20 protein-coding genes and 2 pseudogenes are annotated in these 23,560 nt (G+C 54.0%); 16 read left to right on the top strand and 6 right to left on the bottom strand.

Going from position 1 to position 23,560, the window contains the following annotated elements:
- Window positions 1–123: 123 nt before the first annotated feature.
- The 14 genes and pseudogenes from H3V53_RS12285 to H3V53_RS12220 all read left to right on the top strand — a co-directional run.
- A pseudogene (locus tag H3V53_RS12285) lies at window positions 124–549 on the top strand (class II aldolase/adducin family protein); the annotation flags it as partial.
- A 44-nt stretch (window positions 550–593) separates the two neighbouring features.
- On the top strand, window positions 594–1,484 hold the full coding sequence (locus H3V53_RS12280; RefSeq protein ID WP_336598132.1) for a dihydrodipicolinate synthase family protein: 891 nt from the start codon (window positions 594–596) through the stop codon (window positions 1,482–1,484).
- Between the two features lie 122 nt (window positions 1,485–1,606).
- Entirely contained in the window at window positions 1,607–1,966 is a 360-nt protein-coding gene (locus H3V53_RS12275) for a N,N-dimethylformamidase alpha subunit family protein (protein ID WP_336598131.1), read from the top strand.
- Between the two features lie 25 nt (window positions 1,967–1,991).
- On the top strand, window positions 1,992–4,301 hold the full coding sequence (locus H3V53_RS12270) for a N,N-dimethylformamidase beta subunit family domain-containing protein (RefSeq protein ID WP_336598130.1): 2,310 nt from the start codon (window positions 1,992–1,994) through the stop codon (window positions 4,299–4,301).
- 16 nt (window positions 4,302–4,317) lie between these two features.
- Window positions 4,318–4,614 (top strand): DUF1330 domain-containing protein, encoded by a 297-nt coding sequence (locus H3V53_RS12265; RefSeq protein ID WP_336598129.1) that lies wholly within the window; start codon window positions 4,318–4,320, stop codon window positions 4,612–4,614.
- A gap of 248 nt (window positions 4,615–4,862) precedes the next feature.
- The gene (locus tag H3V53_RS12260) at window positions 4,863–5,399 is read left to right on the top strand and encodes a hypothetical protein (protein ID WP_336598128.1); all 537 of its coding nucleotides are present in this window, start codon (window positions 4,863–4,865) and stop codon (window positions 5,397–5,399) included.
- Between the two features lie 43 nt (window positions 5,400–5,442).
- A complete protein-coding gene (locus tag H3V53_RS12255; RefSeq protein WP_336598127.1) occupies window positions 5,443–5,877 on the top strand; it encodes a nuclear transport factor 2 family protein in 435 nt (144 codons plus the stop codon).
- A gap of 394 nt (window positions 5,878–6,271) precedes the next feature.
- The gene (locus tag H3V53_RS12250) at window positions 6,272–6,580 is read left to right on the top strand and encodes a DUF485 domain-containing protein (protein WP_336598139.1); all 309 of its coding nucleotides are present in this window, start codon (window positions 6,272–6,274) and stop codon (window positions 6,578–6,580) included.
- Between the two features lie 2 nt (window positions 6,581–6,582).
- Window positions 6,583–8,268, top strand: coding sequence for a cation acetate symporter (locus H3V53_RS12245; protein ID WP_336598126.1), 1,686 nt, complete (start codon window positions 6,583–6,585; stop codon window positions 8,266–8,268).
- A gap of 218 nt (window positions 8,269–8,486) precedes the next feature.
- Complete coding sequence (locus H3V53_RS12240) at window positions 8,487–9,191, top strand: NADP-dependent oxidoreductase (protein ID WP_336598125.1); 705 nt, start codon at window positions 8,487–8,489, stop codon at window positions 9,189–9,191.
- Window positions 9,172–9,450, top strand: coding sequence for a zinc-binding dehydrogenase (locus tag H3V53_RS12235; RefSeq protein ID WP_336598124.1), 279 nt, complete (start codon window positions 9,172–9,174; stop codon window positions 9,448–9,450). Before H3V53_RS12240 ends, H3V53_RS12235 begins: the two co-directional genes overlap by 20 nt.
- A gap of 444 nt (window positions 9,451–9,894) precedes the next feature.
- Complete coding sequence (locus H3V53_RS12230) at window positions 9,895–10,383, top strand: nuclear transport factor 2 family protein (RefSeq protein ID WP_336598123.1); 489 nt, start codon at window positions 9,895–9,897, stop codon at window positions 10,381–10,383.
- A 264-nt stretch (window positions 10,384–10,647) separates the two neighbouring features.
- Complete coding sequence (locus H3V53_RS12225; RefSeq protein WP_336598122.1) at window positions 10,648–11,628, top strand: NADP-dependent oxidoreductase; 981 nt, start codon at window positions 10,648–10,650, stop codon at window positions 11,626–11,628.
- A gap of 211 nt (window positions 11,629–11,839) precedes the next feature.
- Window positions 11,840–13,537: a dihydroxyacetone kinase subunit DhaK gene (locus H3V53_RS12220; protein WP_336598121.1), complete on the top strand. Its 1,698-nt coding sequence runs from the start codon at window positions 11,840–11,842 to the stop codon at window positions 13,535–13,537.
- Window positions 13,538–14,147: 610 nt separating this feature from the next.
- On the opposite strand, the gene H3V53_RS12215 is transcribed toward H3V53_RS12220, so the two are convergent.
- The 6 genes from H3V53_RS12215 to glcD all read right to left on the bottom strand — a co-directional run bounded on the left by H3V53_RS12215 (window position 14,148) and on the right by glcD (window position 21,706).
- Entirely contained in the window at window positions 14,148–14,726 is a 579-nt protein-coding gene (locus tag H3V53_RS12215; RefSeq protein WP_336598120.1) for a TetR/AcrR family transcriptional regulator, read from the bottom strand.
- Between the two features lie 479 nt (window positions 14,727–15,205).
- Window positions 15,206–16,048, bottom strand: coding sequence for a glutathione-dependent disulfide-bond oxidoreductase (yghU, locus tag H3V53_RS12210; protein WP_336598119.1), 843 nt, complete (start codon window positions 16,046–16,048; stop codon window positions 15,206–15,208).
- A 404-nt stretch (window positions 16,049–16,452) separates the two neighbouring features.
- Window positions 16,453–16,860, bottom strand: coding sequence for an ester cyclase (locus tag H3V53_RS12205; RefSeq protein WP_336598118.1), 408 nt, complete (start codon window positions 16,858–16,860; stop codon window positions 16,453–16,455).
- Window positions 16,861–17,896: 1,036 nt separating this feature from the next.
- Window positions 17,897–19,120 carry a glycolate oxidase subunit GlcF gene (glcF, locus tag H3V53_RS12200; protein ID WP_336598117.1) on the bottom strand — a complete coding sequence of 408 codons (1,224 nt, stop codon included), beginning with the start codon at window positions 19,118–19,120 and terminating at the stop codon, window positions 17,897–17,899.
- Between the two features lie 10 nt (window positions 19,121–19,130).
- Complete coding sequence (gene glcE, locus H3V53_RS12195; RefSeq protein ID WP_336598116.1) at window positions 19,131–20,207, bottom strand: glycolate oxidase subunit GlcE; 1,077 nt, start codon at window positions 20,205–20,207, stop codon at window positions 19,131–19,133.
- Window positions 20,207–21,706 carry a glycolate oxidase subunit GlcD gene (glcD, locus tag H3V53_RS12190; protein WP_336598115.1) on the bottom strand — a complete coding sequence of 500 codons (1,500 nt, stop codon included), beginning with the start codon at window positions 21,704–21,706 and terminating at the stop codon, window positions 20,207–20,209. Before glcD ends, glcE begins: the two co-directional genes overlap by 1 nt.
- 207 nt (window positions 21,707–21,913) lie before the next feature.
- Here glcD and glcC point away from each other — a divergent pair, with 207 nt between their 5' ends.
- Together glcC and H3V53_RS12180 are read left to right on the top strand one after the other, a co-directional pair.
- Window positions 21,914–22,681, top strand: coding sequence for a transcriptional regulator GlcC (gene glcC / locus H3V53_RS12185; RefSeq protein WP_336598114.1), 768 nt, complete (start codon window positions 21,914–21,916; stop codon window positions 22,679–22,681).
- 22 nt (window positions 22,682–22,703) lie between these two features.
- Window positions 22,704–23,295 (top strand): annotated as a pseudogene (locus tag H3V53_RS12180) (IS607 family transposase).
- Window positions 23,296–23,560: the final 265 nt, after the last annotated feature.

The following is a 23,560-nucleotide window of genomic DNA, read 5'->3' as shown; positions in this document are numbered from 1 at the left end:
CTGCCGGGATTTATGTAGCAACCGGCGATGCGCTGGGGCCGCCGACGCAACGTCCACGGCGTCAGACTCCACATAAAAATTAACTCGAGATAATGCGCCTTATGCCGAGCTCGGCATAAGGCGCACACGCATCCTCGCTTCGTCTCTGCGCTTTCATCGCTCGAAATCCCGCTGATTGTCTCTCACATGGATTTGTGCCCTCTATATGACGATTGTGCATTCCTGGAGAAATGGCCCGGAATCCCCGTGGGAAACGAAGAAGGGGAAATCATTTCAGGTGCACTGGGAAGCAAGCGAGCGATCCTCCTATCGCATCATGGGATGCTTGTAACCGGAAAGACCGTGGAAGAAGCATGCTTGCTTGCGCTACTCATGGAGCGTGCTGCGCAGATGCAACTCACCGCTATGGCGGCGGGAGAAATAAAGCCAATTGCGCCTGAACTCGGAGGAGAAGCTCACGACTGGATTTCGACACCCAAACGTGATGCGATCGGATTCAGCTACTTCGCACGCCGGGCGCTTGCTCGGCACCATGACTGCCTCCAATAGTCGCGATGGAATTCTTGAACATTTGATAACCAACCGAGATCGTTATGTCCGAACTTAAATTCAAAGGGATCGTCGCTTACCCAATCACGCCGTTTCATCCAGTAAAGGGTGGTATCGACGTTGAGATGCTTTCCAGGTCTATCGAGAAACTTATCGACAGCGGCGTTCACGCGATCGCGCCGTTGGGCAGCACAGGGGAAAGTGCTTATCTGTCGGATGACGAATGGGACCATGCTGCCGAAGCTTCCATCAAGCAGGTGGCGAATCGGGTTCCGGTTGTTGTTGGCATTTCGGATCTTACGACCCGTAATGCTATCCGTCGTGCCCGATTTGCAGAGGCGCAAAGGGCAGATGCCGTAATGGTTTTGCCCATCTCATACTGGAAGCTGAGCGAGGAAGAGATCTTCGAACACTATGCGGCGATTGGGGAAGCAATCGGAATTCCAATCATGGTTTACAACAACCCCGCGACCAGTGGCGTCGACATGTCTCCACTGCTGATTTCACGTCTCGTGCGAGATATTGATGCGGTGACGATGGTCAAGGAAAGTACAGGGGACATTCAGCGGATGCACAAGTTGCATCAACTGTCGGACGGTCAAATTGCTTTTTACAACGGGAGTAACCCGCTTGCGCTCGAGGCATTCGTTGCCGGCGCGGTAGGGTGGTGCACAGCGGCACCGAATCTCATTCCAGAACTTAATATTGGTCTATATGACGCGGTAGCAGCCGGGCAGTTGGATCGAGCCAGAGACCTCTTTTATCGTCAGTTGCCAGTTCTGGAATTCATTCTGAAAGGCGGCCTCCCTTCAACTATCAAGGCAGGCCTCCAGCTTGATGGCCTGGATGTCGGCGCACCACGGGCGCCGCTCGCGCCGCTGTCGATCGAAAGCAGAGACACGCTTAGCAAATTACTGAGCCAGGCAAGGCGCTAGCCGGAGTTAGATGGGGCGCCAGCAGGGCGTGGTTTCTTTACACGGGCGAAGGCTCATTTTGCCGGCCGCTGCCCCATGCGGAAACTGTATCTACCAGTTCCGGCTCTCTATCCGAGGATCGTATGGACCTGTCTGAATCTCAGAAGAAAAACCGCGATTTGCTCTACTACGAGCGATATCTCGCCGTTCAACGTGACCGAGCTCGCAGCCTGATCAACCAAGACGTCATCGAAGAGCATCGACGCCAGCCTCTCGGGAAACAAAGCGATTCCCTGGCAAGGCTGGCCTTCATCCTCAGTAACGGACCGCACGCCGGAAAGTATGCGATACGTGTGGTTGAACCGTTTAAGGCGTACCGGATTATCAGCCTATCGGGACAGAGAGGTATCGCACCAAGGTTCATTGACGACATTACCCATGCGTCGCCAGACGAAGCCTATCATGCGATTTTTCTGCGCCGAATCGCTGATCTCATGCTCTAACCGACCATTTTGACGGAAGCGCTGTATGTCTACGAAAATTTTTGGCTATGCTAGCAAGATTTCAGTCCGGCCAGGCGACGATATAGATGTCTTCGTGAGTGCCACCGGCGCAACTACGGCACAAGCTCAACTCGTCAGATTGATTCATGGTGATGAGCACCCCTCTGGCCCAGGCTTCGTTGAACGTGAAGTTGCCTGTGATGCCAATGGCGCCTGGAACGTGCACGAGCAACGCACGCAGATCGGCTCTTACCTTTCTGTCGCTGACACCGAACTGAGCCTGGACGGGCTCAAAGCATTTACTCTGTTCGCATTCGTATATCCGAGCCTGCCTGCAACAGCGGACACACAGACAATACTCGGACGCTGGGATGCGTCCAGAAACGAAGGCTATCGTCTGGAAATCGGTAAGTCGGGGAAGATTGGCTTCCGATGGAGCTCGCCAGAGTCCAGTGGTGAGATTCGCGATGACCAGACCCTTGTCGCGAAAACCTGGTATTTCATCGCCGTTACGGTGGATCCCAGCGCACAAAAAGTGACGCTCCATCGCCGGAGCGTTATTTCGCGCTACAACAGTCTGTTGAGCGCTAACGCGTTCGCTGATTTGAGCCCTGCACAATTCACAGCTCCGTTGCACGTATCTGAGCTAGCGACGGACGCGCGATTTCTCATCGGCTGTTCTGACGTATCGCTTGCAGACGGAGAGCGTTGGACGGCTCAACACTTCCACGGCAAGATCGATCGGCCTGGCATCCTGTGGCACGTAGCTGACGACGACGAACTCTCCAGTCTTGCGAAGGGGAATGCCCCCAGTGTTATCGCGACACATGTCTATTGGGATACCTCAGCCGGATATAGTGCCTCGGGGATCGGGCAACTGGTCGTCGATACTGGCCCCTTTGGCATCCATGCGCATGGCCAGAATTATCCGGTGCGTGGTCAAACCGGTTGGAACTGGAGCGGTCGGCACGATTCCTTTCATACGGGGCCCCATGAATACGGGGGCATTGAATTTCACGCCGACGCTGTGATCGATTGCAAATGGAAAGTAACCCGACGTATTACACTACCCGATGATTTGAAGAGTGGCGTCTACGCAGTTCGCCTTCGCATTCACGACGGCAAAAAAATGAACGAGGAGTATGTGATTTTCTTCGTGCGTGCAAGGTCTCCCAGTGCAAAGCTATGTCTGCTCGTGCCGACGCAAAGTTATCTCGCATACGCGAACGAGCACCTATCGCTGGATGCGCCTGGTATCCAGCCGATGATGGGGCAGCCGCCAATCGCGGATGATGTCGATATCGAGATGTATCAGAACCCCGAGTTCGGATACGCGACGTACGATACATACGCAGACGGCGGCGGTGTAAGTTACTCGTCGTATTTGCGCCCACTCTTTACGATGCGCCCGAAGTACCGTATGTCATCCATAGGGACTCCATGGCAGTTCGCCGCCGACCTCTCCATTGTTGCGTGGCTTGAGCAGAGCGGACTCGACTGGGAGCTTATCACTGATGAGGACCTACATAAGGAAGGTTTGGCAGCGTTAAAGCCATACAAATGCGTGATGACTGGAACTCATCCAGAATATGTATCCGAAGAAGTTCTCGACGCCATCGAGGATTACGTTGGAGAGGGCGGTCGATTGATGTATCTCGGCGGTAATGGGTTTTACTGGAGCGTCACACTGGATGCTGCTAATCCGGCCGTCATGGAAGTGCGTAAGCTAGACGCGGGCCACCGTTCCTGGAATGCACGTCCTGGTGAGCACCATCTTGCACTTAATGGTCGTAAAGGCGGACTGTGGAAACAGCTCAACAGGCCACCTCAAAAGATTTTTGGCATCGGGAGCATCGCGGAAGGCTGGGAAACCGGGCAAGGTTATACAAAAATGCCAGACAGTCGGGATCCTGCTCTGTCGTGGGTTTTTGAGGGAATCAAAGAGGAGCTGATTGGTGACTTTGGGCTTGCCCACGCTGGGTCAGCGGGCCTTGAACTCGATAGATATGATCTGAGCAAAGGTACGCCACCACATACGAGAATTCTGGCTTCGTCCGGAGAGCATAGCGACAACTACGTTGTGTTTCAAGACGAGATCTTTTACATGCAGCCGGGTCTCACGGGAACATACGATCATCGGATCCGGGCTGACATGACTTATTTTGATACGAAGGCCGGAGGAGCGGTTTTTGCCACGGGAGCTATCTCCTTTGGACAAGCACTTCCGATAAACGATTTTGACAACAACATTTCCCGGTTGGTCAGAAACGTGACGATGGCGTTTCTCAAAGACGATTTGCCCAGTAGGTTCATTGACGAAAGTTCAAAGTTATAAAAAGGAAACAGAGACGATGACGCGTGCATATGTTGTTGTTGATGTTGAGATTACGGACCCTGAGGTTTACGAACAGTATCGGGATATCGCTTACCCGGTCATCGAGAAGTTTGGTGGGAAGTATCTCGTCAGAGGCGGAGTGGCTGAAGTTCGCGAGGGTGACTGGACGTTCAGTCGGTTGATAATCGTAGAGTTTGGGACCATGGCTCTGGCAAGAGAATGGTACGAATCCCCGGAGTATCAACCTGCGATTGACGTTATCAAACGATCGACAAAGAGAAAACTGGTGATCGTTGAGGGAGTGGCAGATTAGTCGAACAAGAGATGGCGGCGGATTGCATTCCCAATCCGATGTCGGGACCATCGTCTGCTACGTGTAACACCGGCAAGTGAACAGCCGGCCCCACAATTTTTCGCCTAACTGGCGGATTCGGGGACCATCAGGATGCGTGCAGAATGGGTGATGAGTCGAACATGGGATTCTGGCGGCTAGCGTCAAACAAATCGTTATAAGCGTGATCGGTCGCGAGAGCTGATCCCGTTCATTTCAGGAGAAAACAGATGAGTCTCAGTGCTGAAGTTACAGCAGAAGAAGCGAACGACTATGGGTTGAAACGGGATGTCTACGACGTTCGACCTGTTCGGTATATCGAGAATGAATCTGCTCATGGCTGGACATTCAAGTTCTACGGTATCAATGCGAAGCATGTTGACGGCAACGACATTGTTGACGCCGGATTGCTGAAAGCAGCCAAAGCAGTCGTCTGGGATCAGGTGCTCAACAAGCCCCTGCTCAGCAAGAATTCGCACAAAACTGGTTTTGCGGTGCTTCATCAGGGACGCCTTGGGAACTGGCTTCTCGTGGACTGGTGGTCCCATGACGTACTTTGGAAGCAGATCCTGTTTCGCTCCGACTCAATCAAGGATCCGGTTTTTACAAAGGATCCGAACGCCGTGGTTGCATGCACATGGGAAATTCCGCTCATCGCATTTGAGCGGGATCATTGGGTTCGCAACGTGCAGAAAATCGATCAAGGCACCGACGCAAAGGACGCTATTGATCGTTATCTCAAGGCGCATTTCAACGCAGATGTGTAACTGATTTTTTTGATAATTTGGAAAGACTGCAAGGATAGATATTATGAACTCAATTGCATCACAGAACGCAGAGTCTACGGAGCCGATGTCGTGGTCGGACGCGGAAGCGTTGCTCGCCGGTTATCAGAAACAATGGAATACCGGCGATATCGACAACTACATGAAGGGATTTTCTGATGATGTTGTTGTCGAATTTGCAGACCTGCCCCGGATTGAAGGAAAAGCCGCAGTAAAGGATTTCATTCTGGCGAGGCTTGCCCGGCAGAAAGGATATCAACTTAAGAAAACACTGCGAGGCGTTGTAGGATCGACGATTATCTGCTCCTGGACCGCAGAATGGACGGACAGCAAAACGAACAAATCCATGAAGGGCAGAGGTATCGAGTTCATCCAGATCCAGGAAAAGCAGTGCGTTTATTGGGAAGCTACCTTTAACGCATGGCCTGATGGCGAACCGCGTAATTCGTTATTCGTTTAACTTTGTCGCACCTGGCGGTGCTTATCTCGCGAATCTGGATAGATAGTGCCGCTGGTTAATCTTCTGCGTCGCCGTCTCCTCAGCCGCAACGTAACGACGAATCGCGCGCGGAAGATTTCTTCAAAAAGCTTATACCAGACTGAAGTGGTATTCAATCAGCAGAGGAAGGCCATCGCTGCAGTTACGTGAAATCCCGTTGGAAAATCACGTCAATGTGATCAATGCTGCATCGCCAATTTTCGCTGCGCTTGTCGTTGCGGCATGGTCACGCCGGTACCTCGTATTCGCATTACACAAATCGACTATAAAGAGAGTCGCAGCCAACGGTCTGCATCATTGCATTCAAAGGTCGGACGAAATTATCAAATCGGTGAAGGAGATAATCATGCAGAAAATGCAGAGCGATCAAATAGAGACGACTTTTGCTTACCGGCAACTGGTTGCGTCGCGCCGCCGTTTCAGACTCACAATGACGGCTATCATGATTCTGATTTACTACGGCTTCATTCTTTTCGTCGCGCTTGCGCCAAAGGCGCTCGCACGCCCGTTTTATTCGGGTGCGTCTACGAGCACGGGTATTGTTGCAGGAGTCTGCGTCGTCTTGCTATCAATCGGCATGACCGGTTACTACGTGTTGCGCTCAAACCGCGAGTTCGATCCAGCGATGTCCGCGTTGCTTCTCAATGCTGAACGGGGAGCATAGCGATGAAAGTCTTTTCCATTCTCTGTGCGGCTGGCGTCGGTTTCGTGGCGGTGATGGCTCATGCCGCTAGCACTGAGGTTGTTGCGCCGAAGCACGTTGAGCTTAATCTTGTAGCAATTGTCACTTTTGTGCTTTTTGTTCTGGTTACGCTCGCAATTACACGTTGGGCTTCGCGTAGAACTCGCACCACAAAGGACTTTTACAGCGCTGGCGGCGGGCTTTCCGGATTTCAGAATGGGCTTGCAATCGCTGGAGATTTTATGTCAGCGGCTTCGTTTCTGGGCATCTCTGGAATGGTCTTTGTGTTCGGCTTTGATGGATTAATTTACTCGATAGGGTTTCTCGTGGGTTGGCCGTTCGTGATGTTTCTTCTGGCAGAGCCGCTACGTAATCTTGGAAAGTTTACGTTCATCGACGTAGTTGCTTATCGATTCCAGCAGGTGCCAATCCGATTGGTTACGGCGAGCACATCACTCATCGTCGTCGTCTTCTATCAGGTAGGCCAAATGGTGGGGGCAGGGAAGCTAATCCAGTTGCTGTTTGGGCTGCCGTACTGGATGGCCGTTGTCATCGTTGACGCCTTAATGGTCATCTATGTATTTTTTGGTGGTATGACCGCCACGAGCTGGGTCCAGATCATCAAAGCTGTACTGCTCTTGTGTGGCGCTACTTTCATGACAATCACAGCACTTGCCCAGTTCGGTTTTAGCCCTGAGGAAATGTTTCGCCGCGCTATTGATGTGCATCCTTCATCGCTCAGTATCATGGGGCCCGGCAAACTGTTGAAGGACCCATTGAATGCACTTTCACTCGGTATCGCTTTGATGTTTGGAACTGCGGGGTATCCTCATATCCTTATGCGGTTTTTTACAGTGCCGGACGCGAAAGAGGCGCGCAAATCCGTATTCATCGCCACGGGATTTATCGGATATTTCTATCTGCTGACCTTCGTTATCGGCTTCTCGGCTATTGCGCTTCTTGCACAGCACCCGGAGTTCTTTAAGACAGCGGCAGACGGCCACTTTAACCTTACCCGGGATCTGCTGGGCGGATCGAATATGGCTGCTGTGAAACTGGCGCAAGCGCTGGGTGGTAACCTTTTTTACGGCTTCATTGCCGCTGTGACGTTCGCCACGATCCTGGCGGTGGTTGCGGGGCTTACTTTGTCCGGGGCGGCCACGATTTCGCACGATCTTTATGCGTGTTGGTTGGCGCGCGGCAAGACGAACGAAAGTCGGGAAATAGGTATTTCGCGAATTGCGACGTTAGTGCTCAGCTTTACCGCGATCGCGCTCGGTATCTTATTCGAAAACATCAATGTGGCTTTTTTAACCGGTCTCGTCGCTTCAGTTGCTGCGAGTGCAAACTTCCCGGTGCTGGTCGCGTCGATCTTCTGGCGTGGAATGACAACGCGCGGGGCCGTCCTAGGAGGAGCGCTCGGATTGGTTTCGTCTGTGTTGCTCACATTGCTTTCGAAAGCAGTGTGGGTCGATGTGCTACACCAAAGCCATGCGCTGGTGCCGCTTGACAACGCGGCGCTTATCTCGGTGCCCCTCGCATTTTCTGGAATCTGGGTATTCTCGGTGCTCGACCGAAGTGCGCGGGCGCAAAAAGAGCGTGAGGCTTTTACGCTTCAGGTGTTCAAATCTGAGACGGGTCTCATGGCAGCCAAAGCTGTAAATCATTGATTCATTCCCCTTGAGTCCGCCGTGCTCGCCTGCCTGAGGCCAAATGGGTGAATAAGGTTCTGAGCACGGAAGTACCGGAAACGGCACAGCGTCATGAAGGCCCAACGAGCCATAAGCAGGTTTCTTAACGTCCGGATTTGAAGATTCGATGGGTGCGAAGCCCGATCGTAACGAAAAAGCCGGCATGTAGTGTTTTCGTTTTTTTTCGGAGAAGATTTTTGTCTACTCAAAAGGCAACCATGCTCGCAATTTTGCAAAACGAGTGGGGCTCACTTGATAACGTCAAACTGACACAGGTACCTAGGCCGGAACCTTTGCCGACGGAAGTGCTGGTTCGGGTCAAGGCTGTTGGTGTCAATCCGATCGACTATCACACGGCGTTCGGGCGAGGTTACATGAATGCGCTGACGCTACCCCACATTCCTGGTTGGGATATTTCAGGTGTTGTTGAGGAAGTGGGTTTTGGCACGAATCGCTTCAAGGTGGGTGATCAGGTGTTCGGTTTCCCTCGTTTCCCGCGAGCGGCAGGTGGTTATGCGGAATATATCGCCGTACCGTCGCGCCAACTGGCATTGAAGCCTGCAAACATCAGCTTCGAGCAGGCCGCAGCGCTTCCTGTCAGCGGCCTGACAGCGCTGCAGATGCTTGCGGACGTCGCACAGGTCGGGCCAGGGGCAAAGGTACTGGTTAATGGCGCTGCAGGCGGAGTCGGGCATTTAGCTGTTCAGATCGCAAAATCACTCGGTGCGTATGTGATCGCGGTGGCGCGCAAGGAGAAGCATGAATTTGTCAAACGCCTAGGTGCAGATCAGGTAATTGACTACACAACATCGGTCGTTACAGACGAAGTCAGAGATGCTGACGTGGTGATTGAACTTGCAGGGGGGGGCGACAACAATCCCGATGCTCAGGGCGCTGCGTAAAGATGGATTGCTTATCAGCGCGCGCAAATTGCCAGATATCGCTGAGATCAAAGAAGCAGCGGCAAAACTGAGCGTGAGAGGATCTTCGTTTGTTTGTGAGCCTGACTATGCAGGTCTCGAGAAGCTGGCAACGCTGATCCAGGCCGGCTCGCTGAACATCGAGGTTTCCGACGTGATCCCGTTGGAGAACGCTATCGAGGCATTGGAGAAAATCCCTCAAGGACATCTAGTCGGGAAGACTGTGCTGAAAGTTAGCTAAGTTGCTCGTTGTTCTTGAAAAGCGAGCTTGGATGCGCCACATGGCGGCGCATCCAGATTGCGGCACGTAAGCTGAATCCATATTTTTCGCAGCGGAGCGGGGTAGCTGAGTCTGCTGAATACTGCGGTGTTGATACCGCCATGAAAGCGTGCTTGACGCCTCAGCCGTCGATACTTCGTTTGCAAAGTCAGAGATACCTTGTCGCGATACCCGTTAGCTGCGACACCAACACGCCTGCAGATTGTCTCCTCTTTTCATCTTCAAAGCCTCACCAGTACGAGCATCTGTCGCTCCGCCTGACCTGATGCATCGCTTATAGGGTTTACGTGGCAACGATCTTCTTGTTAAGTTACCTACCAGATGGTAACTTAGGTTGTCGCCTGCAATGCGACACAAACAGCGTACCGCCTCCGCGCTCGGAGGCAACTTATTGAGGATTTGTTGATGACAACCAATACGATCAGCCGACTCACGAATGCAGAAGTACTTGATCTGCTGGCTAAAGCGAAGAATAAGCAAGACGTCGATGAAGCCCTAACCGTTGCACATGAGGATGTTGTCATTGAGATTCCCTCCTACGACGCCTCCGGTCGAGGCAAGGAGGAAGTGGGAGCGCTCTGGCGTCATTTCTTCGTGCTTTTTCCCGATTATGCGGTGAGCCTTGATTCGGTGTGGGATGCTCCGGACGGCGGGATCGCTGTTCAAGGCAAAATTTCCGTTACCTTGACTGGCGAGTTCGAAGGGCATGCGCCGAATGGCAAACGAGTCACCGTACCCGCGTTCATGTTGTTCGGATTTCGCGACGAAAAAATCAGCTACGAGCTGTTTCATATCGATTTCGGCACGATCTGCCGAGCCTCTGGCGTGCCGCTCGAGTCCGCTGTAGCTGCTATCAAGAAAGAGGCACGTTGGAGCGAATATAAGCACGCTTGATTCGCAAGCGATCGGTGACGGACGGCAATTCGCAGATGGTTTGCAGGCTGTCCGGCCGCCTCCACGCAGCATTTCGTCAGAGTGGCGAACGAGGGCGATGAGACTGTTTGTGCTCTTCATTAAACCAGAGTTCCGACTTCCAATAGGTCTTTGCTTTTTAATGTATTTACCTTGTTTATTAGTATTCCTCTTTAGAATACGAAGGGAGGAATGAATGAAAAATTACCAACCGGAGCGAGCATAATGTTGTCTACGACGAGAACTATGCGTGCACTGCAACTCGAAAAGTGGGGAGACCTTCAGTCTCTGCAATTCGCGAATGTGCCTTATCCAAAGCCGCTACCAACGGAAGTGGTAGTTCGTGTGAAGGCGATCGGCCTGAACCCGGTAGATGTGCTGACCATGGAAGGTGGTGGCTATATGGATGCCGTATCACTTCCGTTTGTACCAGGCTGGGATGTTGCGGGCGTGATTGAGGAGGCCGGGTATGGCGGTCGATTCCAGGTTGGAGACGAAGTGTATGGCATGCCATGGTTCCCTCGCGCAGGAAACACATGCGCAGAGTACGTTGTGGCGCCAGCACGTCACTTGGCGCTGAAACCAAAGAATTTGAGCTTTGAAGATGCGGCAGCGGTGCCCCTGGCAGGGCTGACCGCATGGCAGATGCTGGCGGACTATGCCCAGGTGAAGAAAGGGGACAGAGTTCTGATTAACGGAGCATCAGGAGGGTGTGGCCACCTTGCAGTGCAGATCGCCAAGGCGATGGGGGCGTACGTGATCGCGGTTGCGGGTGCCTCTAAGGCTTCGTTCGTCAAAGAACTCGGCGCAGATCAGGTCATCGATTATACAGCCACAAAGGTGTGTGAATCCGTTTCGGACGTCGACGCCGTTATCGAATTTGTGGGCGGCGATACATGCATCAGCCTTTTCCCGGTCTTGCGAAAGGGCGGGACACTGGTTGCGGCTCATGGTCTCGTGTTGGCATCTAGGCTAGAGGAAGCTGCCCGTGAGTATGATGTTGTGGCCAAAGGATACCTCGTCGACCCTGACTACGGGCGTCTGGATGAAATGCGTGAACTGTTCGAGAGCGGCACGCTGAGAGTGACGGTATCTGAGACCTTCAGTTTCGATGAGGCACTCTCCGGGTTCAAACACTTGAGCAATCAGCACTCGACAGGATACCAGCTTCAATCGCAGCAGGCTTACTCCCCGCACGCGGTTGGCAAGATCGTGCTGATTGTATAAAAGTGCGAAACCATGCACTGACCTTATTGAGATGTCTGTTTCCGAATGGAAAAATGAGCGATGTGGCTAGGCAGAGGAATGATCTCGGCATCTGTATGGCCAGAACGCGTAAGCGGTATTTGTCGGCTAGCTGCTGTTGATTGAGTTTCGGTCCGCTGAACGATGGTCTAAGCGGTTGGTGATCGATATAGTGAGAACAGAGGTAAGCTAAATGAGTTTAAATGCTTTGGAATCTTTGATCCAGACCTGCATCACAGCATCGCGATCCCGCCGCGTAGCTTGGGATCAGCTTGACGCAGCAGTCGGTGACGGAGACTTTGGCAGCACATTGTCCCGTGGGACGCAAGCGCTTGAAGCGCACTGGGCGGAACTTGATCGTTCGTCGCCGGAGGGATTTCTTCGCGCAGTGGGGGCGTTGCTACATCGCGAAATGGGAGGCAGCTCCGGACCATTGCTTGCCATCGCCTGTGAACGTGCCGGCGCTGTCGTGGGCAACGCCAGCATGATCGACGTTGAGATGGCAGGCGCAATGATCGAGGCAGCAGCCGCAGGCATTGCTGAGTATGGACGCAGCAAGGTTGGGGACAAGACGCTCCTCGATGCGCTATCGCCGACCGGTGAAGCAGTGACTCTTGCCGCGAAACAAGGCTGTGATGGCGTCACGGCATACAGGCGGGCTGCTAGGGCGGCCGTAGATGGGGCAAGAGCGACTCGCGAATATATCGCGCAGCGCGGTCGAGCCGTGTACTCTGCCGAGAGAAATGTCGGGGCACCCGACCCGGGCGCAGTCGCGGTGGCTGAGATCGTTGCGCTAGTTGCTCAACGTGCCGGCGTTGACACTATGGATCTCAGCGATCTTGTAGCAACTGCCTCACCGGTATCCGGTACGCCGGGCGCCGTTTCTGGAAGTACGAAGAAATTCTTGAATGACCCAGCTCGAGCTGCGTTGGATAGCCTTTCAGGACTATCGCGGTCCGCCCCCGACGTTGTTTCATGGGATCCTGATGCACAAATCATTCGACGAGCGACGCCACTTCCCCTCGGGCGCGTCGGATTGGTATCCGGTGGAGGATCGGGGCACGAGCCGCTCCATGCTGGCTTCGTCGGAACCGGGATGTTAACGGCCGCAGCCCCGGGAGCAGTGTTTGCATCGCCGAGCACTGATCAGATACTCGCTGCCACGAAGTACGCATCAGTTGGGAGCGGCGTACTGCACATAGTGAAAAACTACACAGGTGACGTCCTGAATTTCCGCCTGGCAGCGGAAGAAGCTCGAGCACTGGGAATCGAAGTGGCGAGCGTGCTCGTTGACGACGACGTGTCGGTCAAAGATTCGGACCACACGATTGGCCGGCGCGGCACCGGTGCCACCGTGTTTGTTCACAAAATTGCCGGCGCTGTTGCGGCTGCAGGCGGGTCATTGGAGGAGGTGCGCGCGGCGGCCGCAGATGTCGTAGCGCGCAGTGCCAGCTTCGGTATTGCACTGACTTCGAGTTCGCCCCCGGGATCTGGGCCAATTCTCGCCCTTGGGCCGGATGAGATTGAGATCGGTGTCGGAATTCATGGCGAACGCGGGCGGCGAAGCGATCATCTGCGCCCGTCTGCGGATCTCGTTGCAGAGGCAACCGAGATTCTGGTAACCAGCATGGGTCTCAAGCCAGGTAGCCGGATCGGAACGATGGTAAACGGCTTCGGCGCAACTCCGCTCATGGAACTGTACATTCTCTTCAACGATCTGGTCGAAGAGATGGACCGAAGGAAGATTAGTATCGAGCGAAATCTGGTAGGTAATTACGTTACTAGCCTGGATATGGCTGGAGCTTCTTTTACGCTTGTTACGCTCGACGATCAAATGATTGAGCGTTGGGACGCACCAGTTCACACTACAGCAATGCGTTGGGGATGTTAGAAGGGCATGCGTGTGCTTAAGCTGAGACTCAGAAGAAAAGTTCTGTGAATTTTCAGTTGCCTCCCTGGTAACGCAAATACTTGGGGAGGCGGATTGTGTCAGTGTTTGTCGTGGGCTTGCAAATGCAAAGTTTAATATCGATCTCGGTCTGGAGGAGTGCGGCAATCGGAGGCTGAGGGCGGAGAGGGCACCACAAAAAACTGACTGAACTAGAGGAAACCATAAGATGTTGAAAGGTTTGGATGCGTCGGCTATAGCATAGAAGCCAGCATCGCTATGAGTTTCGTCAACAAAACAATCTTTGCGCAAGCTGACCGATGAAGTCCCATAAAAGGCTTCTTGTTTGCAGTTGCGACTGGTGGACGTTTTTTGCCCAAAAAACAATATGATCAAAGATCAAAGGCAATGAATCCTGCATCGCATAATCAATCCGCTGTCGTTAGTCTAACTGGACCTCTGGCGCGATAGCCCGAGCTATCATGACTTCGTTGAACGGTGACGCTTTCAGGGAAACTCTGGGCTACATGGCTGGGAAAATCTGCGCCTGTCGTCGCTTCCTGTTAGCTGAGCGCGATCTCATCCTTCTGGGAAATCTGCTTATCTTGCGCTTCTAAGTGGGGATGAGCCCAGCGGCCCGGCAGCTGTCGACAGCTGCATCGAAGGCTTGCACATTCGATTGCCCGCGAGCCATCAGCTGCGCTCCACTGATGGCGGAGAAGATGGCTTGAGCACGTGCGAACGCCAGGTCATGGCTTATCGAAGGGTCCAGCCTCAGAAGAACCTTAGTCAGCCATGACGTGTGCACGCTCGCAAAAACCCTAATCTCATTCCGTATGCTTTCGGGCAAGTCATCATATTCAGCAGCCATAAACCCGCACAGGCACATCCGATTATCGTCTTCCAGCGAGTCGCGGAAAATTTTGGGATATTCTCTGAGGCAGGCAAGTGAATCGGAAGCGTTATCCCAGATCGCCTCCAGTCGCGCGCTCGAGTCCATCCAGTACCGTTTTGCGAGTTCCACGCCAAGGTCCGCTTTGCTTGGAAAGTAGTAGTGGATGCCCGCATTCGTGACCCCGATCTCGTCAGCCAGTTCCCGGAAATTCAGGCCATGGTAGCCGTGGGCTTGTGCTGTTGCCCTAGCAGCTGCCAAGATGGCTTCGCGCCGATCCAACATCAAAAACTCTCCCATTTGAACACCCCGAGCACCCGCGCTAGCAAATCCGCGACGCCTGGCTGTCGAATATTGAGCCGAGGCAGACTTACAAGCTATCGCACCTAGTAATTGTCGCAGAAAATCGCCTGCAACCGCGTGTTCTCTGGCTGGAGCAATCTCGCGATCGGACACTGCCTGCCGCTCACTGGTCAAACCAGGTGATGCTCATCAGTTTGATTGCCCTCACCCGGCAGCTGGACGGTATGACACTCAAGATCGTTTATTACATAATGCTTACAATCACGCGAACACGCACCCAGTTAGGCTGTTTGTCAAGAAACTTTGCAGGCAGTTTTGTCTGTCTGGGTAACGCTAACGTCGCGAGCCTCGCGCAGGTCCGCGCCGCCGCAAACTATCCAACTGTCGGCCGCGTCGCCCTGGCTTGAGCGAAACTGCGAGTTCATTACCTCTTTGGCCGTCTTCTGACTCATCTGTTTAGGTCCGAGGGCGACGCACTAGTCTAAATCGGATGCGGCGTGACGTTCTCGGATAAGCCCCGGTGGGTTGTCGCCTGTCCGGTTGACGCGAATCCCACGTTGGACAGCGGGGCGCTGTTCGATCATTTTGGCCCAGCGCTGGACGTGAGGGTATTCCTGTACGTTCAAGAATTCGGCGAGTCCATAGCCCCAATCAAGAAAGACGCCTCCATACCAGGGGAAGATAGCGATATCGGCGATAGAATAGTCTTCCCCAAGCACGAAGGTTCGACGCGCAAGCCGTTGGTTCAAGACATCAAGCTGCCGTTTCACTTCCATCGCATAACGGTTGATCGGATACTCGAGCTTGACTGGTGCAAATTTGTAGAAGTGACCAAGGCCACCCGGAAGGAATGGCGCGCTTCCAGTCTGCCAGAAGAGCCAGGAGAGGCAATCGGCGCGACCCACAGGGTCTTCAGGAATAAAGCAGCCGAATTTTTCGGCAAGATGCAGCAGAATTGCCCCAGTCTCAAACAGTTTTATGGGATGCTCGCCGCTGTAGTCGATCATTGCTGCAATCTTTGAGTTCGGATTCAGTTCGACGAATCCAGAGCCAAACTGATCACCCGCATTGATGTCGATCATCCAGGCGTCGTATTCTGCATCCGTGATACCAAGCGCGAGCAGTTCCTCCAGCAAGATTGTGACCTTCCGCCCATTCCCTGTGCCCATGGAATAGACCTGCAGAGGATGCTCTCCGCGTGGAAGCGGTTTATCGTGCGTTGCGCCCGCCGTTGGCTTGTTGATGTTTTCGAAGGTGCCTCCGTTGGGCTTATCCCAAACCCAAACCTTTGGTGGCACATAAGAATTTGATTCACTCATTACATTCTCCATTTCAGGATGCGAGCGCGAAAAAACGGTTCGTTTTCGTTTGCTATGCTGCTGTCAGCTGAGTCGCTATGGCGTTATGGGCCAGGCAGCTAAACGCGTTCCAGCGCAAGTTCGTCCCCGCGTGAGCCGTCTGCACTGGGTGTTGCCGATGATAATAGATTGCACTTTGACGTGGTTTCGGACTGCAACGCGAGAAGGATAGCGGACCCCCGTGCACGAGATACGCTGATCATCCAACGCTATGAAAATGCGAATGTGTCTGACTAGCCGCCCAAAGGAAGCAGTTGCGTCTCCGTTCTAATTGGGCACAAATTCTCACCGAACTTCCATAACCGAGGGGGCAGCTTTCAAGCGAGACTGCTGCTTCCCCCGTCTTGCGCAGCGAAAGCGGACCATTAGGCCAGCGTATGCCCTATTTGACGCAACAACGTAGCCAGATCCCAATAGTCGATAGTGCGAGAAATCAGCCCGTCTCTGAATTCCATCACCGACACACCCATGAAATCTATAGCTCGATTTGAAGCGGGGATGTCAAGCAATCGCCCTTTGTGCGTTCCGGTCACGTTCCATTCAAAGGCCGCTCGATTCTCTGCCAGCACAGCTGGTGCTGCCAGAGAAAATCTGATATCAGGAAAAGCGTCAAAAAAAGCCTGTGCAAAGTTTTTCAACTCTTCCTTGCCACTTAGCTCTGCTTGTAGCGGCTTATCGTGATAAGCGACATCCTCTGTGAAGAGAGTCATCAGGGCGGGAAGATCATTCGACCAACCGGTCAGAAATTTTTCAATTAGTGAACTTGAAGTCATTTTGCATCTCCTCATGACTCTTGCCGACGATAACGTCAGCACGTAGGGCGCGCTATGTAATACAACCCGAAAACGAGCGGTATCTAACGCGTCTTACATCGAACTTTTGCTGTCAGACAATGCTCCGTCTCTGTAGATTGTGTTCGTAATCTATAATTTCAAGACTACCTCACGTCGAGTTGTAAATCAAGAAGGAATAAAGGGACGCATTGCGCGGGAGACATATCTTCCGGATCGTATGACGGTGATCATATGCCGCAGCAGCCACGGGCTGCCGCGCCGTGCGCTGGCGGTGCCAGGGAAGACTAGAGCCAGTTCTGATAACGATGCATGGGCTCGAGCGAGCGAACTCCACGATAAGCTCGCAAGCAAGCCTCGCTGGTAGCGACTTGCACATTGAACTCTGCCATCTTCGGCTATGTGTGGAAGCTGAATGACAGCTTTATGCGCGTCCTGCGAAGATACGATTCGCTAATGCAGTATCCGCTTTGACGGTCGCCCGAGACGCAACGAGTCGGCCGCAGCCCCGCTCAGTAGCGACAGGAGAGCGGCTGCTCGGGCTTCACGCTGGCCCTGCGCAACCAGATGCAGGCTGGAAGCTACAGCGCTCAGATTATTCGCAAAGCTGCCCAGAAAACTGGCCTTGACGGTTGCACGGTTGCACCCTGTCGGCCCACGTTGCATGTCAATGGGGCCATCGGACAGCCTCCGCCCACGTCACCGCGATAGCGCATAGGCAGGTAATAGTCGAAGTAATCTGAAAGCGACTCAACACAGTGCGCGCCGCGTGTGAAGATTTGCGCGCCGCTAGCACGCAGAGTTTGATAAAGAACCACGGAGCGCACATCCTGGCTGAAGTCGAACTGCGTATGCGGTGCGCCATGAATAAAGGCCTGCAGAATTGGCCATCTGAACGACGACAACACGATCAATGCCCTGCTCGCGGAAGAAGCGGCCTGCGGCCTCGACTAGCGCCTTTCAGCTCGCTGCGAACTTTTCCTTGGTTACTTTCATTGCATGGTTCTCATAGCCTAGACTACTTGCCTTTTAACGATGCGTCGACGATTTCAATCCAATGCCGCACGGATGTTCGACCACCACTGTCAAGATGAGCTTGGCATCCTACGTTCGCTGTTGCTATTACGTCCGGATTTCCACTCTCTAACGCCTCAAGTCTGTCGTCGCGCAGTTGACGCGCCAGCACCGGCTGGGTGAGCGAATAAGTGCCGGCAGAACCGCAGCACAAATGTGCGTTCGGCACACTTGTGAGACCGAACCCGAGTCGGCTCAAAACACCCTCAACCGCGCCCCCAAGCTTTTGGGCGTGCTGTAAGGTGCAGGGGCAATGGAATGCGATTCGTTGATTGGCCTCGATCCGCAATTTTTCGATGGCCTCTGCGGCGAGCACCTCGACTAAATCCTTCGTGATTGAACTGATGTGGCGAGCCCGCGCTGAGTACAGAGGGTCGTTGCGGAGAAGATCGCCATACTCTTTGACGAAGGCACCGCAGCCACTTGCGGTCTGTACAATGGCTTCGACACCCGCCTGGACTTTCGGCCACCAGGCATCGATATTGCGCCTTGCCCTATTCAGTGCGCTTTCTTGTGCGTCAAGGTGGTAATCGGTTGCGCCACAGCAACCCGCCTCAGCCACGTGGTCTATGCTGACACCGAGACGGTCGAGCACCCTGGCAGCCGCCGCATTGGTATTGGGAGAGAGCGATCTTTGCACACAGCCCTCAAGCATCAACATTCGTCGCTCATGTTGAACTTTGGGCCGCTCGCCCGGGCCAGTGATTCCCGGTGGGATTTTGTCGTTGATGGATTTCGGTAGTGCAAAGCGGACCAGTCGGCCCGCTTTGAGCAGCATACCAAATGTGCGGGGGCTCGGAATGATTTGACGGAGGCCGGCGCGTAAGGCCCGTTGAGCGAGAGGGCGTTTCACCTGCTGGTCAAGCATTTCTCGGCCGATGTCGAGCAAAGTGTGATACTTCACGCCCGACGGGCATGTTGTTTCGCAGTTGCGGCACGTCAGACAACGATCCAGATGCAATTGTGTTTTTTCAGTGACGGGTTGGCCCTCCATCATCTGCTTGATCAGATATATGCGGCCACGGGGTCCGTCAAGCTCATTACCGAGAAGCTGATAGGTTGGACAGGTTGCGTTGCAGAACCCGCAATGCACGCATGTCCGCAAGATTTCTTCGGCTTCTTCGCCTCGCGTGAGCGCGCGAGCGTCTTCGCTCAGGTTTGTTTGCATAGTCGGTGGGTCACAAATCTGCGTACATGCGACCAGGGTTTAGTATTCTGTGAGGATCCAGGCGCGCTTTCAACCGCTGGTGATAGCGAACTAATGGCTCTGCTAGTGGATGAAACGGCTCGACGCTTTCAACACTTCTAAAACAGGTTGCATGACCACCATGTGCACTAACGATGCTTCGAATTTCGCCTGCACTTGCATCGCTTCTAAGCCAACGCTGTGCGCCTCCCCAATCGATGAGCGTGTCGCCGGGGAGCGGGATCAGAGAAGTGTTGTTCGGCAGCGACAAGCGCCAAAGTGCGCGTGTGTCCTCCGTATTATTGAAGAATGAGAGACGATGCTCTAGCAACGCTTCCCAGAAAGACGATTCTGCCGCTTCAGCGCCAATTCGATCCGTAGCCGCGCGAACCGACCCTTCGCCACCTTCAAGCCGCACATGCAACCGACCGTCAAAATGGCATGCGCCGCTTACTGGCAGCGCAGATTTTCTCCAAGCCGCAAGTTCACGCAATGCTTCCTCTGCATCGGTCGCAATGCTCAAGAATGCGGAAGCACGTGGTTTAGGAAGCACTTTAAGTGACACTTCGGTCAATAAGCCAAGACATCCGAAGCTTCCAGCAATCAAGCGTGATACATCATAGCCTGCGACATTTTTCATGACCTGGCCGCCAAAACGCAGATGTCGTCCTTCGCCTGTCACGACCCGGCAGCCCAGTACAAAGTCCCGCAGCGACCCCGCCCATGGACGACGGGGCCCGGACAAGCCGCTTGCCACAGCGCCACCTATTGTCGCCATCCCGCCAAATGTCGGTGGCTCCGCAGGCAACATCTGGTTTGCGGCGTCGAGGACTGCGTTAACCTCCGACAAAGGAGTTCCTGAACGCGCGGTGATGACGAGTTCGCTTGGATCGTAGCTGACGATCCCGCAATTCGAGCGGGTATCGATATCCACGCCGTCTACGCGCCGGCCGAGCGTGTGCTTACTATTGCTGCCACGAATGCGTAGCGGCTCTTGATTGGCAATTGCTTGTCGAACGCGATCAATCAGGCGGTTTGTATCGTCACGGTCACGGTGAGCGCCTTGCATTAGAATCGTTCCAGTTCGGGATGAGACAGGACGCCATGATGTATGTGCATTGAACCAAACTCAGCGCAGCGATGCAGGGTGGGGACGTTCTTGCCGGGGTTAAGCAAGCCAGAAGGGTCGAACGCTGCCTTTACCGAATGAAAGAACATCAATTCACCGCTACTGAACTGGGCGCACATTTGATTGATCTTTTCACGCCCAACGCCGTGCTCCCCAGTAATGCTGCCTCCCACCTCTACACACAGTTCGAGAATCCGCGCACCAATTGCCTCAGCACGCTCGGTTTCACCGGGCGTATTTGCGTCAAAAAGGATTAAAGGATGCATGTTCCCGTCGCCGGCATGAAAGACATTCGCGACACGCAGTTGATATTGCGACGACAAATCAGCAATTCCGCGTAGCACCTTCGCCAACTCGCGTCGAGGGATGGAGCCATCCATGCAGTAATAGTCTGGAGAGATTCTGCCGACAGCGGGAAACGCGTTCTTGCGTCCTGCCCAAAAGCGCTGACGTTCGGCCTCATTTGCGGCCAGACGAATATCCGTGGCGCCTGCAGCGCGCAGAAGAATCTCGACACGTTCGCAATCCTCGTTGACGTCAGACTCTGCGCCATCGACTTCGCACAGAAGGAGGGCTTCCGCGTCAATCGGATACCCTGCGTGGATAAAATCTTCCGCTGCCCGGATTGCGAGGTTATCCATCATCTCTAGACCACCCGGTATGACTCCTTCTGCGATGATGCGAGCGACGGCGTTGCCTGCTTCCTCAACATTATCGAAACTTGCAAGCAAGACCTTAGTGCTCTGTGGCTTCGTCAGTAACTTGACTGTTACCTCGGTCACGACTCCGAGCAAACCCTCCGACCCAGTGAACAGTGCGAGCAAGTCAAACCCTGGCGAGTCAGGCGCTTCCGAGCCGAGCGTTATCCTTTCGCCCTCAATTGTGATGATCTCTACTCGCAAAATATTATGGACGGTTAAACCGTACTTGAGGCAGTGCACTCCGCCGGCATTCTCTGCGACATTGCCGCCTATGGAGCAAGCAATCTGTGAAGACGGATCCGGTGCGTAATAAAGGCCGTGTGGTGCAGCAGCTTGAGAGATTGCGAGGTTTCTGACGCCCGGTTGCACGCGACCGATGCTCGCCTCAGGATCGATCTCCAAAATGCGATTAAAACGCGACATGACCAAGAGAATTCCTTTCTCCAAGGGCAACGCACCACCTGAGAGGCCGGTGCCGGCTCCCCGAGCAACGACTGCGACACCGCGAGTATTTGCGTATTTGAGGAGCGCCTGAACTTCGTCAACTGAGCTGGGGAGCGCCACAAGCATCGGCGTTATGCGATAGGCCGATAGTCCATCGCATTCAAAGGGTCTTAAATCTTCTGCTTCATGCAGAAGTTGCAGACGGGGGAGCAAAGCCTGTAGCTCGTGCACGATAGTGACTTTGTCGTGAGTGACGAGAGGGCCGTCGATTTGCTCGTCGTACGCGTACGTCATCGATGTCTCCAATAAACCGCGATTTTGCGTATATTCTTCCATTTACCGAAAAGAGTGTCGACCGATTTCAAACTGGTAATACCAGTTTTTGACTGAGACGTATGTCAACACAGCACGCCACCAAGGGATGGCACTGGCTTCAGCCAGTACGCAACTCTTGAGTACGCGTGCTAGCATCGCTCTCAGGTAATACCAGCGGCGGATGAGATGAAAAGCCTATCGAAGGATGGAGAAGGAAGTCTCGCGGATGTAGTCGTCAAGCGCATTGAACGTTTGATTGTCGACGGAGTGCTCAAGCAAGGGCAGACATTACCGTCTGAGCGACGTCTAACAGAGAAAATAGGAGTGTCTCGTACAGCATTACGCGAGGGGCTGAAGACTCTGCGTGCGCGCGGGCTTATAGAAACCGCCCAGGGAAAAGGATCGGTCGTCGCAAACTTGACAGCGGAGCCGGCCCAAACACCGATGATGCAATTGCTCACAACTCAGCCTCGAACGCTCTATGATCTTCTTGAGGTGCGCGAGATGTTGGAGGCCGAATCTGCCCGTCTTGCTGCACTACGCGCCACGTCCGCTGATCTCATCCTGATCAAACGTAGATACGAAGACATGATGACGGCCAGCACCAAGGAAACCGATGCGTCGACGCATGCACGGCTAGACCATGCGTTTCATTCGGCTATATGCGAGGCGTCACATAACCCCGTGCTTGTGCATACGCTCGCAATGCTGAACGAACTGATGCTCAGCGCGGTCTTCGCCTCGGTGAATAATCTCTACCACCGCGAGCCCCAAAAGCGAGAGATCGATCGTCAGCACTCAAAGTTATACAAATCCGTAACCGGACGCCTTCCAGAGCAGGCCAAACGGGCCGCGATCGCCCATGTGAAAGGTGTACGTCAGTGCCTAAGCGAAATTGAACAGGACGAGCAGCGGCTCGTGCGGGCGACTCTTCGGCTCGAAGGATGGAACTGACCGGGCATTTTTGTCTAGTGAAATGGGCAGCCGCAGTCTCGCCAATCGGGGGTTGGCAGCAGTAGCTGGCGACTGTTATCGAACTGGGGTAGCGTTAGGTACTGCGGCGCTGGCATCGGCAGGGACTACTGATGCCGTCTTGCCGGACTATCGGCGGGCATCGGCGGTACCAGCACGATACTGTGCAGATCCTGCCCGACAACGAGCCTGCCGCAACCGGCAAATACATCTGCTACGCTCGTGTTTCCTCACACGACCAGGCTGAAGAACTCAAAACGCAGGCCGCGAGAATTGAAAAGCACTGCGCTGACGCCGGCATCGCGGATATCGAGGTGATCACTGACCCCGGAAGCGGGCTGAACTATCGCAGGAAGGGACTGCAACGGCTGCTGGGTGGCGCTCTCCGTGGTCACGTTGCACGACTGGTGCCGGTCACCAAAGACCGGTTGTTGCGTTTCGGTAGCGAGCTACTGTTCCGTATCCGCGAATTCTTTCACGTCGAAGTCGTCATACTGGACCGGGTCCCGGACGTAAGCCGCGAGCGGCAGCACACGGAAGACCTCGTCGAGATCCTGACGGTGTTTTCATCGGGCCTGTACGGTTCACGCAGCTGAAAGAACCTGCGGGCGCTGGCAGTCTGATGCAGACGACCACGCAGACCTGCCTATACCGCTGCATTTTCAGCAGGTTACAGCACGGATCGCTTTTCGCGACCGCGAGATGATCCATATTGAAACCCACTTCGATTACGTCAAACTGGGCGTTCAGGCGCCACGCGGTCGGCAGGAGCCTGGTCGAACACGACGATCGCACGCCGTCTCGCGTGTCACGATGGATCCCCAACTGACGCGATGCCGGCGTCTGCAACGCTGCGCCGAA

It is taken from the genome of Paraburkholderia bengalensis, assembly GCF_037126505.1.
Lineage (GTDB): Bacteria > Pseudomonadota > Gammaproteobacteria > Burkholderiales > Burkholderiaceae > Paraburkholderia > Paraburkholderia bengalensis.
Note: the sequence above shows the minus strand (reverse complement) of the source record. Positions and strands in the feature narration are given on the sequence as shown.

What these genes read in the sequence shown, in the direction of transcription:
- glcC (WP_336598114.1), top strand. Translation starts at nt 21,914, where the DNA reads ATGAAAAGCCTATCGAAGGATGGAGAAGGAAGTCTCGCGGATGTAGTC.
- H3V53_RS12280 (WP_336598132.1), top strand. Translation starts at nt 594, where the DNA reads ATGTCCGAACTTAAATTCAAAGGGATCGTCGCTTACCCAATCACGCCG.
- H3V53_RS12225 (WP_336598122.1), top strand. Translation starts at nt 10,648, where the DNA reads ATGCGTGCACTGCAACTCGAAAAGTGGGGAGACCTTCAGTCTCTGCAA.
- H3V53_RS12275 (WP_336598131.1), top strand. Translation starts at nt 1,607, where the DNA reads ATGGACCTGTCTGAATCTCAGAAGAAAAACCGCGATTTGCTCTACTAC.
- H3V53_RS12265 (WP_336598129.1), top strand. Translation starts at nt 4,318, where the DNA reads ATGACGCGTGCATATGTTGTTGTTGATGTTGAGATTACGGACCCTGAG.
- H3V53_RS12205 (WP_336598118.1), bottom strand. Translation starts at nt 16,860, where the DNA reads ATGACTTCAAGTTCACTAATTGAAAAATTTCTGACCGGTTGGTCGAAT.
- glcF (WP_336598117.1), bottom strand. Translation starts at nt 19,120, where the DNA reads ATGCAAACAAACCTGAGCGAAGACGCTCGCGCGCTCACGCGAGGCGAA.
- H3V53_RS12220 (WP_336598121.1), top strand. Translation starts at nt 11,840, where the DNA reads ATGAGTTTAAATGCTTTGGAATCTTTGATCCAGACCTGCATCACAGCA.
- glcE (WP_336598116.1), bottom strand. Translation starts at nt 20,207, where the DNA reads ATGCAAGGCGCTCACCGTGACCGTGACGATACAAACCGCCTGATTGAT.
- H3V53_RS12260 (WP_336598128.1), top strand. Translation starts at nt 4,863, where the DNA reads ATGAGTCTCAGTGCTGAAGTTACAGCAGAAGAAGCGAACGACTATGGG.
- H3V53_RS12230 (WP_336598123.1), top strand. Translation starts at nt 9,895, where the DNA reads ATGACAACCAATACGATCAGCCGACTCACGAATGCAGAAGTACTTGAT.
- H3V53_RS12215 (WP_336598120.1), bottom strand. Translation starts at nt 14,726, where the DNA reads ATGGGAGAGTTTTTGATGTTGGATCGGCGCGAAGCCATCTTGGCAGCT.
- H3V53_RS12245 (WP_336598126.1), top strand. Translation starts at nt 6,583, where the DNA reads ATGAAAGTCTTTTCCATTCTCTGTGCGGCTGGCGTCGGTTTCGTGGCG.
- H3V53_RS12255 (WP_336598127.1), top strand. Translation starts at nt 5,443, where the DNA reads ATGAACTCAATTGCATCACAGAACGCAGAGTCTACGGAGCCGATGTCG.
- glcD (WP_336598115.1), bottom strand. Translation starts at nt 21,706, where the DNA reads ATGACGTACGCGTACGACGAGCAAATCGACGGCCCTCTCGTCACTCAC.
- yghU (WP_336598119.1), bottom strand. Translation starts at nt 16,048, where the DNA reads ATGAGTGAATCAAATTCTTATGTGCCACCAAAGGTTTGGGTTTGGGAT.
- H3V53_RS12235 (WP_336598124.1), top strand. Translation starts at nt 9,172, where the DNA reads ATGCTCAGGGCGCTGCGTAAAGATGGATTGCTTATCAGCGCGCGCAAA.
- H3V53_RS12250 (WP_336598139.1), top strand. Translation starts at nt 6,272, where the DNA reads ATGCAGAGCGATCAAATAGAGACGACTTTTGCTTACCGGCAACTGGTT.
- H3V53_RS12270 (WP_336598130.1), top strand. Translation starts at nt 1,992, where the DNA reads ATGTCTACGAAAATTTTTGGCTATGCTAGCAAGATTTCAGTCCGGCCA.